Annotated in this window: 12 protein-coding genes and 2 pseudogenes; 4 read left to right on the top strand and 10 right to left on the bottom strand. The window is 58.9% G+C overall.

The window, feature by feature from the left end:
- Both QTI04_RS33915 and QTI04_RS33910 read left to right on the top strand, forming a co-directional pair.
- Positions 1 to 862: YeiH family protein (locus QTI04_RS33915; RefSeq protein WP_286619598.1), on the top strand; the 862-nt coding region annotated here is incomplete at its 5' end.
- A 31-nt stretch (positions 863 to 893) separates the two neighbouring features.
- Positions 894 to 1,718: an SDR family NAD(P)-dependent oxidoreductase gene (locus QTI04_RS33910; protein WP_286619597.1), complete on the top strand. Its 825-nt coding sequence runs from the start codon at positions 894 to 896 to the stop codon at positions 1,716 to 1,718.
- 996 nt (positions 1,719 to 2,714) lie between these two features.
- Here the strand turns inward: QTI04_RS33910 and QTI04_RS33905 are convergent.
- The 4 genes from QTI04_RS33905 to QTI04_RS33890 all read right to left on the bottom strand — a co-directional run bounded on the left by QTI04_RS33905 (position 2,715) and on the right by QTI04_RS33890 (position 8,633).
- The gene (locus tag QTI04_RS33905; RefSeq protein WP_286619596.1) at positions 2,715 to 3,902 is read right to left on the bottom strand and encodes a hypothetical protein; all 1,188 of its coding nucleotides are present in this window, start codon (positions 3,900 to 3,902) and stop codon (positions 2,715 to 2,717) included.
- Positions 3,899 to 4,534 carry a hypothetical protein gene (locus tag QTI04_RS33900; RefSeq protein WP_286619595.1) on the bottom strand — a complete coding sequence of 212 codons (636 nt, stop codon included), beginning with the start codon at positions 4,532 to 4,534 and terminating at the stop codon, positions 3,899 to 3,901. The genes QTI04_RS33905 and QTI04_RS33900 overlap by 4 nt, the downstream gene beginning before the upstream one ends.
- Entirely contained in the window at positions 4,531 to 6,639 is a 2,109-nt protein-coding gene (locus tag QTI04_RS33895) for a hypothetical protein (RefSeq protein WP_286619594.1), read from the bottom strand. The genes QTI04_RS33900 and QTI04_RS33895 overlap by 4 nt, the downstream gene beginning before the upstream one ends.
- Positions 6,640 to 6,722: 83 nt before the next feature.
- The gene (locus tag QTI04_RS33890; protein WP_286619593.1) at positions 6,723 to 8,633 is read right to left on the bottom strand and encodes a hypothetical protein; all 1,911 of its coding nucleotides are present in this window, start codon (positions 8,631 to 8,633) and stop codon (positions 6,723 to 6,725) included.
- An 86-nt stretch (positions 8,634 to 8,719) separates the two neighbouring features.
- On the opposite strand from QTI04_RS33890, the pseudogene QTI04_RS33885 reads away from it, so the two are divergent.
- Positions 8,720 to 9,421 (top strand): annotated as a pseudogene (locus tag QTI04_RS33885) (ATP-binding protein); the annotation flags it as partial.
- A gap of 789 nt (positions 9,422 to 10,210) precedes the next feature.
- Here QTI04_RS33885 and QTI04_RS33880 read toward each other — a convergent pair.
- The 6 genes and pseudogenes from QTI04_RS33880 to QTI04_RS33865 all read right to left on the bottom strand — a co-directional run bounded on the left by QTI04_RS33880 (position 10,211) and on the right by QTI04_RS33865 (position 17,281).
- On the bottom strand, positions 10,211 to 10,615 hold the full coding sequence (locus QTI04_RS33880) for a glyoxalase superfamily protein (protein ID WP_286619592.1): 405 nt from the start codon (positions 10,613 to 10,615) through the stop codon (positions 10,211 to 10,213).
- Positions 10,616 to 11,173: 558 nt separating this feature from the next.
- A complete protein-coding gene (locus QTI04_RS34455) occupies positions 11,174 to 12,616 on the bottom strand; it encodes a TniQ family protein (protein ID WP_369292816.1) in 1,443 nt (480 codons plus the stop codon).
- Positions 12,601 to 13,410: a hypothetical protein gene (locus QTI04_RS33875; RefSeq protein ID WP_286619591.1), complete on the bottom strand. Its 810-nt coding sequence runs from the start codon at positions 13,408 to 13,410 to the stop codon at positions 12,601 to 12,603. Before QTI04_RS33875 ends, QTI04_RS34455 begins: the two co-directional genes overlap by 16 nt.
- 387 nt (positions 13,411 to 13,797) lie before the next feature.
- A pseudogene (locus QTI04_RS34450) lies at positions 13,798 to 14,208 on the bottom strand (TniQ family protein); the annotation flags it as partial.
- Positions 14,209 to 14,226: 18 nt separating this feature from the next.
- Positions 14,227 to 15,192, bottom strand: a complete 966-nt coding sequence (locus QTI04_RS33870; protein ID WP_286619590.1) for a TniB family NTP-binding protein — start codon at positions 15,190 to 15,192, stop codon at positions 14,227 to 14,229.
- A 25-nt stretch (positions 15,193 to 15,217) separates the two neighbouring features.
- Positions 15,218 to 17,281: a Mu transposase C-terminal domain-containing protein gene (locus tag QTI04_RS33865; protein ID WP_286619589.1), complete on the bottom strand. Its 2,064-nt coding sequence runs from the start codon at positions 17,279 to 17,281 to the stop codon at positions 15,218 to 15,220.
- Positions 17,282 to 17,399: 118 nt separating this feature from the next.
- Here QTI04_RS33865 and QTI04_RS33860 point away from each other — a divergent pair, with 118 nt between their 5' ends.
- Positions 17,400 to 17,585 carry a hypothetical protein gene (locus QTI04_RS33860; RefSeq protein ID WP_286619588.1) on the top strand — a complete coding sequence of 62 codons (186 nt, stop codon included), beginning with the start codon at positions 17,400 to 17,402 and terminating at the stop codon, positions 17,583 to 17,585.
- Positions 17,586 to 18,304 lie beyond the last annotated feature (719 nt).

Raw genomic sequence — 18,304 nt, 5'->3', positions numbered from 1 at the left:
TGCGATGAACTTCCTCTCCGGCGAGGGTGCCTGCAAGCCGGGCATCGAATTCGCGGGTCGGACGCTGCTGCGCATCGGCGTCGCGCTGCTCGGACTGCGGATCACCGTCGGCCAGGTCGCCGAGCTCGGATGGCAGCCCGTGGTGATCGTCGTTCTGGCAGTGGTGCTGACGATCGGGGTGTCGATGTTGGCGGCGCGGCTCATGGGCTTCCAGACCGTGTTCGGCTTGCTCAGTGGCGGGGCCACCGCGATCTGCGGGGCCTCGGCGGCGATGGCGCTGGCAGCCGCGCTGCCGAACCACCCTTTGAAAGAGCGTGCGACGCTGTTCACTGTGGTCGGCGTGTCGGCGTTGTCGACGCTGGCGATGATCGTCTACCCGATGATCGCGCAGGCCGTCGGGCTGGATCCGCGTGCCGCCGGGATATTTCTCGGCGCGACGATCCACGACGTGGCCCAGGTGGTCGGCGCCGGCTACAGCATGTCGCAGCAGACGGGCGACGTGGCCACCCTGGTCAAGCTGATGCGCGTGGCCATGCTGGTGCCGGTAGTCGTATTTGCGGTCATGCTGTCGCGCCGCCAAGCCGGCGATACCGGTGGCAAGCGCCCGCCACTGCTTCCAGGCTTCGTCATCGGCTTCGTGCTCCTGGTGGCGATCAACAGCACGGGCTGGCTGCCGACGCTCGTCGCCAAGACCGGCAGCGATTTCTCGCGCTGGTGCCTGGTGGCGGCCATCGCGGGCATCGGCATGAAGACGCAATTGAAGGATCTGGTCGCCGTCGGGCTCAAGCCGGTGATGCTGATGGTTGGCGAGACGGTTTTCCTGGTCGTGCTGGCGCTGGCATTGATGCATTGGCTGGCCTGAGTCCGACACACTCAAACTCGAGGAATTGAGAATGAAGCTGAAAGGCAAAGTTGCACTGATCACAGGCGGCGCCCAGGGCTTGGGGAAGGCCATTGCGCTTGCCATGGCCCGGGAAGGCGCTGACATCGTTATTGCTGACATCAACGCCGAGACGCTGCCCGGCGCGCAGGCCGAGATCGAGGCGACCGGCGCTCGCTGCCTGCGCGTGCAGTTCGATGTCTCGTCGGTGGAGAGCGTCGCCAACCTCTTCAAGAACATCGTCGCGACCTTTGCCACGCTCGACATCCTGGTGAACAACGCCGCACTGGTGCAGTCAGGCGAGCGCAACGAGCAGATGCGCTCGAAGTTCTACCGGATGATGACGACTCCCGTGGCCAAGGAATCGCTGGGCGTGACCAAGGATTTCACCGACGAGGAGTGGCACAGGTATTGGGGCGTCAACGTGCATGGCGTTTTCTATTGCACCCGCGAGGCGTTGCGCATCATGGAGGTGAAGAAGGCCGGCAAGATCATCAACGTCGCTTCGATTGCCGGCACCGGCGGATTCAGCGCCTTCCACCCGGCCTACTGCGCGACCAAGGGCGCGGTGCTTGCGTTCACGCGATCCGTCGCGATCGAAGTCGCCGGGGCCAACATCTTCGTTAATGCCATCGCTGCTGGCGGCGTGCTGACACCGCCGATGGAGCATTTCCTGGCGACCCTGTCCGAGGAAGCCCGGGCCGGCGTGCATCAACTGATCCCGCTCGGACGCCTTGGCAAGCCGGAAGAGTACGCATCGCTGGCCGTCTACCTCGCGTCCGACGAGCACTATCTGGTCGGGCAGACGATCAGCCCGAACGGCGGAATGATCGTGTGACGGAATGCAGTAGCGAATTGGGCCGATTCAGAAATTCTTCGCAGTCACCCGCTGCCTTGGGGTCGGCGGAAAGTAGCGCGCCCGAAAGCCGACCTTCGCGTACTTCTGCTTGTGGGGCCGTTTGCTCCAAATCGACAAGCTCACGCAGATGTCGGCATTGGGCAAATTCTGTTGAAAAACTCGATTGAGCGACAAGACTTGCCGACACCCAGAAGTCAGGCGCGGTGCCCGCGCCTTGCGTCGATGCTCATCAGAGCCGCGTAGAGGCGCCAAGGCGAGTTTCGCGCTGAGGTTGGCTGCGCGGTACGTCGAGTGCACCTTTAACGCCTCCTACGCAGCAATCGAGTGAGTCGCAACGCCGAAACCGAGTTTTTCAACAGAATTGGCACAGAGCCGGCGTTCCGAACTGCTGGGTCGACTGCCAGGTCAGAGTTAGATTGCAGACGAAGTTCATGGATCCGAGCCTACGTCTACTCCAGGCTGGCTGGTTGCGATCAGTCGACGCGGCGAAGACTTCGAACTTGCTTCGACGCGGCTACTTTTACGGCAATGTCAAACAAGTTACTTGGCGCCTCCGAGCCGTCGTGGTAGTTAGACTCCTGACCGAGGTAGAGCACCCCGTAGAAGCTGTCGGGCGCATTGGCGGTTGGCACCGTCGCGACCAAAGTACAAGGGCTCCGACTTGTATTGCGTGCGGCTCACGTGTTGCGTGCAAGGTGTGTTGCCCGTGCGCTTACGGTTCGCCGATCACGGGTGGCCATGCGGCCGGCAGCCTGCCTCGCTAACCAAATACCACGCCATGCAATCCGTCAATTCGCATCGGAACACACGGGCGGCACTCAGAGCAGTAGTGGCGTCCGATGGAGCTCGCGGGAATCCTCCAGCCGGCTGAGTTGAACTGGATCATGAGGGACACCGATTTGGCCACAAGACCTACGTGGTCGTTCCAGGGAGGCTGTCCGCAAAGTGCACCTGGTTGATCTGCCCCCGCCTTCGCTAGGCTCCACTTGATCGAGCCGACTTCCTCCGACTCCTTCTCTTCGAATGAGCTGAGGCCAGGTAAGGCTTCAGAGACTCGGGGTTTGTGTGGCCCACGCGCACACTCACAGCTGCGCAAATGGCATCGTCGTTCGCGTCCAGGCCCATCGCGAGCCTGTACTCCAGCTCTCGCTCTACTTCCGCTTGAACAAAGGCGTGGCGCCAGGCATGAACAGCAGCACCCCGCGGTGCACCTGCGGCTCGCATGGCGCGCGCGAAGATGGCGGTAACCGAGCGATCCTCAAGGGGCTCGCCTTCCTCGCTCAAGAAGACGCGCTCCGAAGGGGCTGGCGGAAATGGCCCCTTTGATGCTTGCCGGCGTGTCGTCTCAATGAAATTGCATATGTCGTAGGCGAGATCCAAGGGAACTCTGACATCGTTGTCGTAGCCGAACTTCTGCTTTGGGGGTTGAACGTCTATTGCCTCGTACTCAGACTTATCCAAGCGTTCGCGTGCAAATGGGCCTGTCAGCAAGCTGTTCCCAGAGCCCCGCCGCATTCCCGTCCTTTCGAAGACTCGTTGCATCAACGCATTGCGCTCGGCCAGGTAGTCAGTTGACGCTTTGGAATGAAGGTGCTCGAGAACGTCCTCCCGCGTTTGCTCGTCCGGCACGAAGCCGATCGGCTTGTGCTTGGAATTCTTGCCGGCTCTATCCAGCAAAAGCGGCTTGCTCCAAAGTGCACGCCCACCTCTGGTTTGAGTGACGAGGTTGGAGATGACGCGACTAGGAGCGGGGCCAATAGTCATTGAAGGCGCCCGCCCGGTGTCCTGGAGCCAGCGAATCCAGTCGTAGACCGCACTTAGAGCTGCGTTTACTGTGTTGCGATAGGTTCTGGTCCTCGTACCTTTGGCTCTGCCCGGTGCCTCCTTCATCAGCTTTTCTCGGTAGCGAAGGAGCGTGCGATCGCAAAGGTCTCTGTCCGAGATGTCCTCCTGCTCAGCGAGATATCGAACAAAGCGAGCGACTTGATAGGTCGCATTTACTGCCGTCTTCGCATCCAGCATGTCAACCCGTGTCCGATGAAGCGCGAATGACGTCAATTCATCGTTGACGCAGCCCTTCTTCAGGTCGTAGACAACCAGAGCGATAGGCTTTCTGTCTTCTTGAACGGAGACGTGAAGGATCTCGTCGCGAACATTTCTCATACTCGCCGCCTTAACGGAGTGAACTTCCGAAGTGCCTTCGTTAGCTCAGCCACGCGCGCGCGCTCCTCCTGCAGCAGCAATTCGCGCCTCGCCAACTCCTCGTTCGCCTTATTGGCTTCGCTTGCCGCTGCTGCCTTGATCTTCCGCAATTCTCCGTGAAGCGATTCCGCGTTCGCCTTCCAATCAGAGAACTCACCTTCGAGGATTTTGCGCAGCTTCTCCGATCTTGCCAGCCGCGCCCTCAGGTTCGAAATTCGGTCCTTACCACCAGCAAGTCGTCTGCCTCCGTTGGCACGCGCCACAGCGTCTAGGGCATTCTGCACTGCCGCCTGCAGCTCAACACCGGCGTTCTTCAGAGTGTCGGGGGAGTTCATTCGGAGTGAGACGGCCGGAAGACTGCTGCTCAAACTGAACTGCGACTGAATCCACAAGTGGAACTGTCTTGGAGACGGCGGAAGTCTTGATAGCGCATCGATGGACGGCGACTTCAAAGCCAGCACGGCATGGATGGCATCGACTTTTGCCTGTAGATTTTCCTGGCCGGCTTGCTGGTTTACCCCCGCGACCGCAGGCCGCGCCCTCCTCGCCCTCAAGGGCGCCTGAGCGGCCGATCTTGATGTCGTCTTGCTCATGCCGTGTGCTCCCCTTGCGAAAGCTGCTTCGTGTGAATGGCGATCACCATATCCAGCTCAGCGACACGCCTTTCTTCACGAACTCGGTGCACGCTTCCTTGAGCCATCCCAAGGATCTTGCCCTTCAGATGTGCACTTTGCATCTGCATGCCCTTCACGTGCCCGGGGTTAGTGGCACTGAAGGGGCAACCGGAACAAAGGACAGGTGAGGCCCTCTCCTTCTCAAGCGCACCGGTACTTCGGTTCGCGCATCGAGCCGCAGGTCGGCCGGCAGGTACTCCAGCCATGCAGTCCCCGTGCATAAACGGCTCAGGAAAATACCCTTTGCTCTCAAGAGAGTCAGCAATCCGCGCCGCGCGCACCTCCCTGCGGAGACCTGAGTAGTCGGCGCGAGAAGCCAACTTCGCCTGAAGTCTCAGGACAAGCCGGCCAAACTTGCCGCTCCAGGCGCCGCCGCTGAGCACTCGGTCGATGGAGGCAATCATCTTTTCCTTCCCAACCTCCTTCATCTCGGCATCAAGATCAGCAAAAAAGACGTCACGTGCGATCTTCTTTTCCTCGGTGAGCTCCACAGGCAGTCGGAGGCCCCGCGATTCAACCATTGCATCCGTCACATACCGTCGCACGGTCTCCAAATCCCAGTCCTGTAGCTGGAAGCCGAGAGCAACCAGGCTGCCATGTTCGTAGCGATAAAAGAAGATCAGAGCGTAGCAACGCCGAAACGCGTGCGCGTGAATGTCGACTTCTTCAAGCGGCCTCGACAATGCGCGCCGCAGAAAGTCTTCGATATAGGGGATGTGGGTGCTAAATGTGAACCAGTGCCGCTCGCTGCCGAATCCAGCTTGGCCAACTGCCAACCAACAAAAGATTCCATCGCCTTGATGCCACTTCGGCTGCAATGCTCGAAAGAGGGCCTGAAAGTCATTCAAGACCTTCCACGCGCGATAGGTTGCCGTATTCACGTAGAAGGGCACGCGCTCCTGGTTCTTCTCGATGTAGAACACGCACTCGTAGACGCCAAGGGACTTCGAGACCACTCGCATGCTGGAGCTGTGAATCCCGATCTTTCTATGAGCCACTTCGTCCCGGCGGCGCGCGTTCATCATGGCGATTACGGTGAAGCACGCCGAATAGATGCTGAGGAGGCAGCGATTGATAAGGTCCGTGCCCTCCACTCTCGACGGGAAAGCTCCCCATTGTGCGACGACCTGGAGCGGCCCCGTCTGAAGAAACTCCGCGAATCTTGCGTTGCGCGTGTTCTTCGACAACCCTTTGAGCGTCTTCTGGAACTCCGCGATTTGACGGGCAAGTTGCAGGAACTTGTCGGCCCGCTCATTGATCCATGCGAAGCTCTCGACCAGTAAGTCGGCCGCATCGCTGAAGTCGAGATTCAGCGAGCGCCCGCTGGATTGTCCTAATTCTCGCGCGAGCCGCATATAGTTCGGATACGGCGCAGTAGGGAGAGCCCAGGCAGGATCGATGTTCGCGAGCTCGTTGATCGTTCGGAACCATTGACGCAACATGCTCTCACCGGTTTGGTCTCGCGGAGTCGGCGCCAGGGTTATGCCGACCTTTCGGGCCATGAGCTGACGAAGGGCCCGAAGCTCCGGTCCGCTTGCGCTTGTCCGCAATGCCATCCTCGCTGCCTCCGTCACAGACAGCGCCTTCCCGTTGTCCGTTCTGTAGAAGACGTCGGGAACGGGGGAACCATCAAGAAGGCGTTTCGACCTAGCACGCAGTCGCAGAGCCAGCGCCCAGCCACCTGTCGCAAGCAGACGCGCGAGTTGGCTCAGATGTTCCGGCGTGGCGTCTTTCAGGCTAAAGATGCCGTTGATCCAGAGGTACTCCCAGAGTTTGCAAAGAGTGGCCACCTGCAAAGCAATTGTGCTGTGCTGCGCTTTGCTCTTTGCGCTCGATGCAAGAAGTAGTCGATCCGCTGACAGAACGATCGCGTGCATCGCGGTCAGTTCATCGCCGAAGACCCGCGCCCCAAGTGAAAGCCTCACCGTAGGAAGCAAGCGCGAACCGAGAGCGATGCTGTGATACGGCTCTTCGCTGGGAAGTCGATCGTTGCGCCGGACGCGTAGGTCGCCTGATGATTCCAAGATGAGATCGGGAGACCTTATGAGACTCCTGAGGGCAGAGAATTTGTCCATTTCTATCTCGGCAACTCTTGACTAGGCTCTGCTCAACTTTCGGAGTCGACCCGCAGTTTCGACGCGAAGTGCGAATAGGGGCCCTGCTCCAGCATCCGAGCGAGCGCGCTATTGAAGAGGATCGCCGGGACATGGAACTTCAGAAACGCATACTGGTTTCGGCTAAGCATGTCCTGCCAGTTCTCTTCATACACACGTCGCGTTAGAAGCGCTTCACGAACATCCTCCACGGATACGCGAAGCCGACGATTGCTGCAACCGCCGTCGAGATGACAGCGCTCTCCGGGACACATCTCACCGACCGCTGTGCCTTCGGGGACCCATGGCGGGCGCATTGGATTCGTGCAACTTGTTCCGTCGCCGATTGGCTTTAGAAGCTTCAATTCGTCTTTCGTCACACCCCTTTCCATCAAGCTGCGTACCTCTTCTTCCAGAGCTCGCTGCATCGAGAGGTTTGCTGAACTGCTCAATCTTTTCGCGATTTGCTGACGGAGGTACCGTCCTAACGGCGTCAGGTTCGCGTGTCCGGCAATTCGTTTGGGAGCGCTTGCGTCCTTGCTTCCCAGGCTCTCAATGAAGAGAACTTGCGTGCGTATCTGCTCACAGCTAAAGGGCGGGAGATCGTATCGTCGGATGAAGTCCCCGAGGTGATAGTGAACTGTCAGGGAGCTCTTGTCAGTTTTCGATCTCCCAACTCGAATCAGTCTGGTGTCATGTTTGTCGCGGTAGCCGGCTTTTCCTAGCTGCTCGTAGTTCCAGAGAAGGAGGCGAACCGCGGAGATCACTTCTGCATCTTCGTTCGACAGCTCGAACGACTGCACCTCCGCGCCAAGTTCGTCTGACGCGCCGACCAGCATCACTGGCGGGGTGTCGTCGTCCGTCTTGCTTTTGAACGACTGCAGTTCGTAGCCGTCGGCTGTCTCCCTAACGTCCTCTCGCCTGAGTGCGAGCACCGACGAGATGTTCCAGCCAGTCGCACACTGAATCAGAATGACTGCGGCGAAGATCTCTGCAGCAGCGGCGTAAGCGCGAAGGCTCACTACACGATTCACCGGGCAGTTCCACGCTGCGCGTTGGAGCACATACTTGTCGACTTCACGGCCGTGCAACACTCCCCAATGGGGGGCGTGGTCCTTGTGAGACCATTCGCCGGCGTCATGCACGAGAACTAGCGCGCCAACGTATAGGGCTGTGTCTTCGAGAAAGCCATGCTCGTAGTGCTCTGGCCGGTAGTGGGCGCCCATTGTGGCGTGATGAACGTTCTCGACAAGTTCAACGCTAGTCACATCAGCGGCTAAGCGCTCAAGTAGTTCGCGTGCCCTTCTTCCGCCTTCGAGCTCTGTCTTCGCGGCAGCGCGGATTCTGTCTATATCCAGCGTGGTGCGCGCAAGTACCTTCGCCCTCAGCTCGGGATAGGTTTCGAACGGAGTGGCGCCGACTGGCGGCTGGTCCTCCAGCACCGCGTCGCTGATGAGCCTTCGCGGATTGGTTGCTGGCTTATGCCTGCTCCGGAACTTGACCGCCGACCTCGTCAATCGTGCAGGTGCGCCTACTGCACCAAGGTTTCGAAAGCAGAGGCGCCGAAAGACCTCGCTGATGGAGTACTGCGTGTAGTCACTAATTCCCGAACCCAACAGACGGCTTTCGAGTTCAGTGAAGGCCCGGTTGAGGTCTGCGGGGCTGAGATCGCTTGCAGGCCGGAGCGCCTGCAGCCACGGCCTGCCTCTGTCCATCAGGAGGGCGTGGGCCTGGCTCAAGAGCCGGCCGTCGCGATCCGGCACTGGGATGATTTCTGACGAAGCGGCGATGTGGGCTACTAGCGCATCGAGCCACCCCGGCTTTGCCCGATGCGGCCCCGCGGGAGTGGCTACTTCCACTCGGTACCGGTATTCGCGCTTGTACTGGGTATGAACTGTATGGATAACCAGCACTTTCGCTGGCACTCTACCCTGTTTGACATGGGTAGATTTCGGGGGCCTTCGCCTCTGACGTTGTACACTAGGCATCGTTCAATACTACATTGTCGACTACGGTCAACCTCGCGCCGGCGGACCTGCCCAAGGACTCCGGGCGCTTCGACTTGCCGATCGCGCTGGGCATCCTCGCGGCCAGCGGGCAGATCGAGGCGGCCCGGCTGGCGGGCCACGAGTTCGCCGGCGAGCTCTCGCTCTCGGGGCAGCTGAGGCCCGTGCGTGGTGCGCTTGCCATGGCGCTCGCGTTACATATCAGCGGGATCGCGACGCGGCTCGTGCTCCCGGCCGACAGCGCGCAGGAGGCTTCACTGGTGCCTGGCGCCGAGGTCTACGGCGCGCGGCACCTGCTCGATGTCGTGCGGCAGTTTCTTCCTCCAAGCGAAAGCCCATTGCCAACCGAACCCGGCGATGACGGCTGGGCCAGGGTGATGGCCGCGCCACAGGGGCCGGCCCTGCGCCATGCCGACCTCGCCGACGTGAAGGGCCATGCCGGCGCGAAGCGCGCCCTGGAGATCGCGGCGGCTGGCGGCCACAGCCTTTTGATGGTCGGGCCGCCCGGCTCGGGCAAGTCGATGCTGGCGCAGCGTTTCGCCGGACTGCTGCCAGCGATGAGCGTGCAGGAAGCGCTCGAAAGCGCGGCCGTCGCCAGCCTCGGCGGCCGCTTCGCGGTTGAACGCTGGATGCGCCGGCCGACTTCGAGCCCACATCACACGGCCAGTGCCGTGGCGATGGTCGGCGGCGGTTCGCCGCCACGGCCGGTGAGTTCCTCCAAGGTTGTCGCGCTTGGTTACCCAGGAAAATCAAAAGGTTGCGCGCGCCTCTTTCACAGTTGTGCGGCCCGCTTTTTCAAAGTTGTTGGCCCACCGGAGCCCACCGAACAACGGCTTCAGGGCCGGTTCGCCGTCGTTTCGCCGATTCACGCAGGTTAGCGATTCGAACTGCGACTCCGCTCTCACGATCCGGGCGGCGCAATCTGCTTTAGTGGGAAGATTTGAGCCGAATGAGTGCTCAGAAGGAATTGGAGGAGTGACTTGCGAACGTTAGATTGAGAGCTGGGGTCACGCGAGACGCTGCTGCAGAACCGCCAGAGCGCTAGCCAAGCCTTGGTCAAATTCCGTATATGGGGATTCGAACTGCGCGACGTTTACCCATTGCCCTTCTTGCCCCGGGTGAACATAAGTCGTCGACTAGAAGCGCCTGCTGCGCCGCCTGGATGCCGGGAATGAAGGTCAGGTCTTTGGTCGCGCCGCTCCAGTCACCAAATCGGCTTCGCCGCGTTCACGCAGCCACTCAGCGAGACACCATCGCAATTCGTCTAGTGTCATGCGTGCGGGCTCTCCCTCCAGATGTGGCAAGACCTCTCGGATGCAGAACGGACTACAGTCAGATATCCGATAGGTGTATGTCAGCTCCGCATGGAACACGCAGGCTCCGGAAGCGTCCACTAGGCCTATCGAGATCAGGCGGGCGTCGGCAGATAGGCCGGTGAATTCCGTATCGAAGTAGATCCGGTTCATCTTGGCGCCAAGGCAATCCTGCCACTCAGACTAGCGAGCATCCGAGCCGGCCGACTTCATCAAGAATCGGCCTCTCACTTTGTCAGCAGCGCTGCGCGGGGAACGAGCCTCGGCGTCGAAGAGCAAGTGCTCCTGCTTGAGCGCGTTACTTAGGTTCGGAGCAACGCCCTTTACCCGTGCGGCGCGCGACACCTGATTCCACGATCGATAGCCGGCCATTTGTGCTAGCAGCTCAAGCACGTGGCAGTGCTTGACGCTGCCTCCAAATAGCCTCTTTAAGTGTTTGGCTTGTTGCTTAAGCTGCACGATAGACAGCTCATTCGGGCTCGTGGCCAGCAACAGCCGGCCTGCAATCGAATCCGGATCGTGCTTCTGGCCAACAAGTTCGTCCGCGACGAAACCGTGCACGTTGTTTGCTGCAAGAAAGCCGTCCAAGTGCTCGCGGAGCGTCTTGGAAGGCGCTCTCGCAGTCAGCAACTTTGGCTCTGGACTAGGTGGCAGTCGAGTGATCGCTGACACGTTAGGCCTCGTCGCCTTCGGCCGGCAATATCTTATGAACCTCACTGGCTGACCAACGAGTGAAGCTCAAGCTCTTGCAATGCGGGTGGTCGGTCAAACCGTAGCAATGCGGCTTGAGAGAGGGCGCTGCCCGCAGGAGAAGGCAGGCTTCTGTCGCCCCCGTTTCGGGGGGCATGATATTTATGTGAAAGAACACGCATCCACTCCATTGACGGAGACCGTCACTAGAAGCGTTACGCAGTCGCCTCTGCGTGCGCGCTCCCGATGCGTGCCCGATTTTTCCCAAGGGGAAGGCTGAGCAATAGGCCGAGCGAAGGGCTCACTCTACGGATACGCGTTTGAAAGTCAATGTTCGAAAGATGAGACACCTGCGCACGCATCGGGCATCATGCTCAGACCGGCAAGGGACACTGCCCGCCAACTGCGAGGGGAAGAACTCATCTTCGCTGTTCGGCGGAAATTGGGGGACGAGAACTAAGGGCGAAGAAGCCCACATCTTCGGAGATCGCTTCGCAATACGAAGATGTCATCCAGGCGCCCGAGGACGGCAGAATCTGAGTAGAGCCGAAGCAGTCCACGGTCGATGAAGTCCAGCGCCCTCTTCCATCGCGGCCCGCTAGGGCTATGGTTGAAGCTTACGCATTCGGAAAAGCTCAAGCGCTCACCCCCCGCAAAGCGGCGAGTGCACACGCGCACCATCTTGAACAGTCGCTGCTTCAGGCGTGGCAGAGTACGTCTCTTGACGAGAAAGCTCCTCTTCACTATCGGCGGCTGGACGGCGGACAACGCGCCGCACGCTATTAAGCCTCTGACGGCGCGCTCGCTGCAGCCGAGAACCTCGGCTGATTCCGGGACATTTGCAACTGCCCTATACGCGCGCTGAATATGCAGGAACAGCGCTCGAGAAACTGCGAGCCTATTGGCGCCCGTTACGGGATCAATGACTTGCGACTCTGGAGGAAAAAGACCCGCGTCGGTCCAGCGTTCTATGGTTCTATGTGAATGCTTGGTGATCCTCTGAAGCTCACGAATTCCATAGGTGTCTCTCTCAGTACGGCGTTGCTCAAAGAGCGCCTCCTTCATCGCCTCCTCAATACACACGAACCCCGGGAACCGGTCAACATGATATTTTCTATTTAGGTCACTCCACATCGCCAGTCTATTCAGAGATTCTTGCGCGCACCTCAGCGATGAAATGAAGCCGTGTGGCCAGTTTTTGAACCACGTGGCCAAGGCAGGCAGGTCGCTCGTGGGAACAACGCTCGTAAAGATGCGCGGGGCCCCGTCAAAGAGATCTACCTCGCCTCGCGAGTGCTGAGCCAGGCGCCGCAAGAACCTTGCTGCACTTCTCTCGCTAGCACTCGCTGCAGCAAACTGCGCCTCGCGCTGACAATCTGCCGGATCAATGAGCTTTTGAATCATTCCGACTACCCACGGCTGTGCAGCGCTCGTTGTTTGGTTTAGAAATGACGCTCCACAATCGCAACTTAGGAGCACTCTCCGTCGGACGTCAAGCTCCCTACCGCACGCTTGGCAGGCGTCTAGCAAGAGCCGTTTGTGCCTTACACAATAGAGACTCAATGGTTGATCCCAGACCGCGCGGGCGTACGGATCGTTGTCTTCACGCCAACACTGCGGACATATGCGGCACCGGTGCATGCGTCCAGCGGGATTCAATGCAGCCCGTGAATGGGAAGGTCTTGATGACGAAGGCAGTGCGCAAGCTTTGCCACTCAGCAACGGGAGCACGACCTCCGGCCCAAGATTCAACAATTGGTCGGGACTTAGGTGGTATGGCTTTCCGAATCCAGCGAGCCCCGATACATAGTTCTCGCCTGCATTCCTCAGAAGATAGCCAGGCCAAGCTTCGTCTTCCCTTCCGGCACGACGAATGGCAAAAGTCAGGGCGTCCGGCATTCGGCATGCTCCTCATTGCAATCGCCGTCCAGTTTGTGAAAATGAAACGATGCCGGGCTTCTCGCCAAACGCCGATCTAGTCCATCCATGGCGCGACTCAGGTGATGTTGGGCCGAACGAGCAGAGCTGGTTCTTGCACGGTTGACTTCCAACGTCACCAAGGCGTCCACGCGGTCATCACCGCATCTAGTACTGCTCAACGCGCGATACGAAGCCCAACTGGTTTGAAAAAGGTCTCGAACTCTCCGTCGGCCCAAAATGCCCCTGTCGTTCAGCACCTCCCGCACCCACTCAATCACCGCACGCCCCTCGTCTCCGCACACATCGACAATTGATCGGTTTCTATGTATCGCCGCGAGAACGATCAGAGTATTGCGCGCAACCGTACGCCCCGATCTCTTGGGTAGTTTTTGCAAGCCTCCTGCCGCCCGCTCCAATTTATCCAGCAAGTGAGCATGTTCGTGTTGTGTTGCCAGCCGCCGTCTCCCCAGCATACGGTTGATGATTGTCGCGTGGCTTCCTCCCAGTTCCGACCGCACATTGGCTTGGGTCACCGCGCGTCCACGCGAGGACAACGCCTCGATTGCGCCTTTCACATCGCACGCGCCGACTCCCCTTTTTTGTCGCCGCAGTTGTTCGTCAATAACCGCCTGCATCCATGAGGGATGTAACTCGTTCGCCCCTGAAAATTGCTCTTGGCCAATGCCGGCCTCATTTGCAAAGCTGACAAATTCATGTGGCCAGTTCTCCAAAATTGGATACGTCGCGCCAATCAACAAACGACGGTCAGTCAACTGCAGTCCTCCAACCTGATTCCCATGCACTCTGCCCTTCACCTGATCTGCATATGCGGCCCATCTTGAGCCACTCGCCAAGATCCGGACACAAGACCTGTTTCGAATAAACAGGTGGCAAAGCGCATCGAGTGCAGCGAAGTAGTCGGTCGCCGCAATGCACATGTCCTTTCCAATCACAGCGTGGCCTGCAGCAGCGATATCAAGTAGCTTTCGACTGACGTTGCCATGCGCCGAAACGCGAGTCGCGCTTGCTAGATCCGTTCTGCAGATTGGACATTCACCCAAAGGGATTTTCCACCTACGGAACGGCTCGGGGTCTGACAAACACTGCGGCCACACCGCAGCACCGCACACTGGGCACGCGTCACGCATCTCACAGTCGTGCCGGGCGCATTCGGTCACAAAACCCAAGCGCCACGCGAGGCGAAAGAATGGCTCCCTTCCCTCCTTGAGACACGCCGGACAAAATACGGGACCCCCGCAGCACCAGGATCCGCTATACCGAGATTGAAGAAGCCACCTCGGGTGGTGACGGCCGTATGCAGATTCAAAGACTCGGCCTACGAAGCGCTGCAGCGATAGTTCAGAAATGACTGCGGTAGGCTGGAGAGAGGCTGACGATAGCCAAGCGATCTCAGCATCGTTCAATCCGGCGTCGGGGTCCACTCGCCGCAATGCGCCACCGGGAACAGGATAGAGCTGGAATCCGTTCTCCAGTGCACCTCGCTGCCTCCAAGACGAAAGCGACTCTCCTATTGCAGGTTGAGGACGCAGCAGGAACCGAAATGACTGCACGGCTAGCTCGTCAATACCCTATGCGGCCTTCCTCAAAGGGTGCGCTTGATTGGCTGCGAAGTGCTCCTCGGACATGGTGAAGAATGGCTCGCCCGGGCGATCGAGGCGACGCCAATCCTTGAAGCCGGGAGAGAACGGATCCACCGTATCTGCGTATCCCAGAAAGTGCGCGCGGAACGCTCTTGAGAGGTCATGAAGCGTCAGCGCTTCCCTGCCATCGTTGACGCAGAAGCCGACGGCGCCGACGAGCAGATCTGCCAAACAACCAATCGTGCCGTTTGAGGCGAACGCTAGCGCCTTACCCATTTGCCCCTTTGCCAATCCAGAGGGATCGGCGAGCGGTAGATTCTCGTCAAACATGTGGGCCATCCGCAAGAATTTGGATAGTCCATCTTTGGACAGGATGTCATACGGACCTAACGGTAGAAAGCCCGGAACTCGACGCCGCAGTTGTTGGTTCGACTGGACGACAACTCGAGAGTCGTCGGTACCTACCATTAGCAGTACGACTTTGCAGCGTTCAACGAGGTCACGCATGTAACTGCCGACCTGTTTGACACCTCGGAACTTGCGTTGCTCCGGAATGTCCTGGGCGTTGTCGACGCCGATGACAACCGTCTGTACTTTGGACAGCAGATGTTCTGCTCGATCCGCTTGCTTGTTTGCATCTTTGCCGTCCCATAGCGGGTCGCCCAAGGCCCTCAAGATGGCATTGGCAAATCGCAGCTTCGTGCAAGGACCAGGAACCGAAAACCACACATACGGAATGATGTCGCGTTCATCGGTCGAGGATCGTGGATAGATCGTCTCAAGGCGCTTGAGCAAGGTGCTCTTGCCCGCGTCCGGCGGCGCGATTATCAGAATCCCTAGCCCCCGATCTGCCAATCGACGATCACTCACCCGCTGCCTGATTGCGTCCAGAATGCGCGCCAGCAGCGGATGGGCGAGCACAAGCGACCGTATGTGTTGCTGGCGTTCGGACAACGAAACGCCGCGCCAAGATGTCCTCTCAGGCATATTCAGGCATCGACCAGCCGATGTCGCTCTGATCCATTTCGACAGCGTCCAACTCGTCGCAGCCCTTCTCTGCATCGTGGACGGCTTCGGAGTTGTTGGTCGACTTCCCGGCAGACTTAGATTCCGAAACGGGACCGGTCTTTGCCGCCTTTTTCCTCTCGGACACTTTTCCTGAAAACTCCCATTTGGCCATCATCTCTCGAAGTTGATGCCGAGCCTCATAGAGGTCCGCAAGCCCCGGGTGCGTGCGCTTAAGCTGAGCGCAGAGCTTGCGAACAAGCTGGTGCTGATACAGCGTCAATCCGGCGACATAGTCCTCTTCCAGGCAAGGGATTTCGAGGACAAGCTCAGTGCCAGGGACGTCGATGTAGATGAAGCTCAGATTCCAGGGGTCTATCCGTGCATAAACCTTCATGCTGCCGCCAGCCCTATTGATCCACATTCGGTATAGGTCCGGATCGTTGTAGGTCAGACCCATCGTTCGGATGCCGTTGCGCGTCCACGTCAAAGGCCCGGAACATCGCAACATCCTCAATAGACGAAGACGACGAACGTCTGGAGGCATGCGGGGGCGCATCTGCAGCTGTCCCACCTCCGCATACTTCTCTTCAGGGGTCCGCCCGTCTTTCATGGGCTGCTTCACGTAGCAGCTCAGTTCCCACTGCATTAGGGCTCGGCTCACTTGCTCCGCGGTCATCAACGCCGTTGCGAGCCCATGCTTGATCGCTTCCGGATCATCCTTAGGTCCTCGCCATCCCTCCAGAGTGCTCAAGAAGTCGACTACGCGGCCGTTGTGGTATTCGATCGCCCGTTTGTCCGTAGGCTCGCGACTGCGAGCCCACGCGGGATCCGCCACGTCCGCACCGAGCGAGACAATCCTTAGATTGTTATAGAGAGCATTGTCAAAGAGAGCCTGTACTGGATACCCTTGGGCCAACCAGCGCAGTGGCCTCCCATCAGGTCCAAGGATGTAAGGCGGAACTTCCTTCGGCTCGATCGAGTGCACGAGAGCCTCGACGGCGGACGTGCCGGATCTGTTCTTTGGCCCAAATGACCGGCCTACGGGATAGTCCGAAGACTGGTCAACACCATGCGTGATCCAGCATCGTCCCCAAGGAAGTCCAGTCTTTTCGCTTATGCAAAAGACCTTCGTATCCAGGTCATCAAACTCACTGGTGCCCCCGGGAAAATCTATAGTTGGACGCCTCCCCGTCGGCTTGTGCTTTCTGTCGGCATAAGTGCGGCCGTGCTTCATTACGTCCGACTCGTACTGCGTCACACGCGCATGGAAGAGACGGCTGATGGTGCTGGCACTGGGCACGATGATGAGCCTGCTTCGTTTGGGATCCTTGTTCTTTGTATTGATGCGATTTTTGGCTTCCGCGGTCACTGCATCAATCTTCAAAGGAATTTTGCCAGGCAAGGTAAGGAGCAGGCTGCGCCTTGCTTCCTCAATTGTTCCAACGACGATTTCCACGGCCGTTGGGTCGCAGCGCGTCTGACCCTTGCCACCGCGAAACTTGTAACGCGGTATGAGGCCAACTCCACTATCGACAGCGCGGAGTTCAGCCTCCCACTTCGCCAATGTTTCTGCTGAGATCACCTCCAGGTCGTTCTTCTTCGCTAAAGCGAGAATGTCGGGTTCCCACAGATCGCAGGCTCTGAACTGGTGGTACCCCGCGCGATGGAGCACAAGGAGCCATCGCATCTTGATGAATACTTGACGAATCTCCGCCGGACTGCAGTCATCCAACGGCAGCTTCCTCAGAAAAATTCGCTCTGCATCATTCGCAGCAAGAAGGGCGGCGAGCTCTTCTCCATCGCGGGGTGCGTCAATGAGAAAATAGTCAATACCGGCCTTTAGATTGCCGAGTTCGTCGAAGGTCGCGACGCGCTCCTCTGCATTGTTCAGGCTCTTAAGGACAACCTCCTTGGTTTCCTGCAGGAGGTGCTCGACGCGGCAGATGGTTCCACCAACTCTGAACGTCATGCCCACTTCCCAAGAGAATGCTTCTTCCATCAACGAGGGGCGATGCTGAGACGACTGATTGGACACAGAGCTTCTCCTTGAGACTTACGAACAGCTCGCCCCGGCGGACTGCAATGGGTACAAGCGCCGGCTCAAGACCCGCGACTGCGATCTCTCCGAGTGTTAATCGTCCCTTTGAGCGAACGTGGTCGACGAGCGCAGCCACATCTTTCGGGTCATGCGGCGTATTGCGAGCACCCCGTATTCGGAACATGACGTTTCGCATGCCACCGTTGAGCGGGTCTCGATCGGTCCAAACCAAGTGACGCATGCCAGCCTTTTCGACGACGGTGCGTTCCGCTTCGAACTCGGCCTGCACAGCTGGATTTAGGTACTTGTGCGCCTTCACCTGGATAACGACGCCCAGTCTGTCGACTGCCAGTTCGGCAAACATGTCCGGCACCTTAGCGTCCGTCCCCTCACCCATCGGGAACCAAGGAAATGGCTGGGCCTTCCAGCGTTGAACGACTCCAACTATCCTTAAGTACTCAAGCAAATACATCGCGACCGGCTCGTACCCTTCAGCCCAAGTTGGCTTCCCGTCAAACTGGGGCGCGAAGCGATGCGTCTTCCGACCTCGCCCTGATGGGTCGCGAGCGGGCGGACTGGAGAAGACATAGTCCATCCAGTCGGGAGTACCGAACGCTGGCTGCAACATCGCCGCTCCCTTTCCGTGCACATGCGGGGAGCTGGCCTAAGTCTTGGTAGGTACCAGCGGATCAAACGTCGCCATCGGCTGCCCTGGCCGAGGGGGCTCGAACGGCTTCCAGGATGCCAGCAAGGCTCTGAAGATGCGCTCTATCTCCTTGCGGTTGCAGGGATCGGCAAGTGCCTGCATTCTCCCAAGCTCAATGCAGATCTTGGTGTACTCCTTCGAGACAGCCGACCGCGATCGGTCTGAGATCCAGTTGATGCACAGCCCTTGCTGTCGAAAGTATTGTAAGCCGTCATTCAACCGCGCCCTTGCGTTCGGCATGACAAGGTGTTTGGGGTGTCTAGGCGGCTGGAAGCGCGATGTTCCAGGGCAGCAGTGCCTCGTAGTCGTCCGCT

Source organism: Variovorax sp. J22R115, assembly GCF_030317005.1.
Classification (GTDB): Bacteria; Pseudomonadota; Gammaproteobacteria; order Burkholderiales; family Burkholderiaceae_C; genus Variovorax.
The sequence above is the reverse complement of the archived record's forward strand: the minus strand, read 5'-3'. Positions and strand labels throughout refer to the sequence as shown.

Coding starts and splice junctions, on each gene's coding strand:
- QTI04_RS33910 (WP_286619597.1), top strand. CDS start 894: ATGAAGCTGAAAGGCAAAGTTGCACTGATCACAGGCGGCGCCCAGGGC.
- QTI04_RS33905 (WP_286619596.1), bottom strand. CDS start 3,902: ATGAGAAATGTTCGCGACGAGATCCTTCACGTCTCCGTTCAAGAAGAC.
- QTI04_RS33900 (WP_286619595.1), bottom strand. CDS start 4,534: ATGAGCAAGACGACATCAAGATCGGCCGCTCAGGCGCCCTTGAGGGCG.
- QTI04_RS34455 (WP_369292816.1), bottom strand. CDS start 12,616: ATGCCGGACGCCCTGACTTTTGCCATTCGTCGTGCCGGAAGGGAAGAC.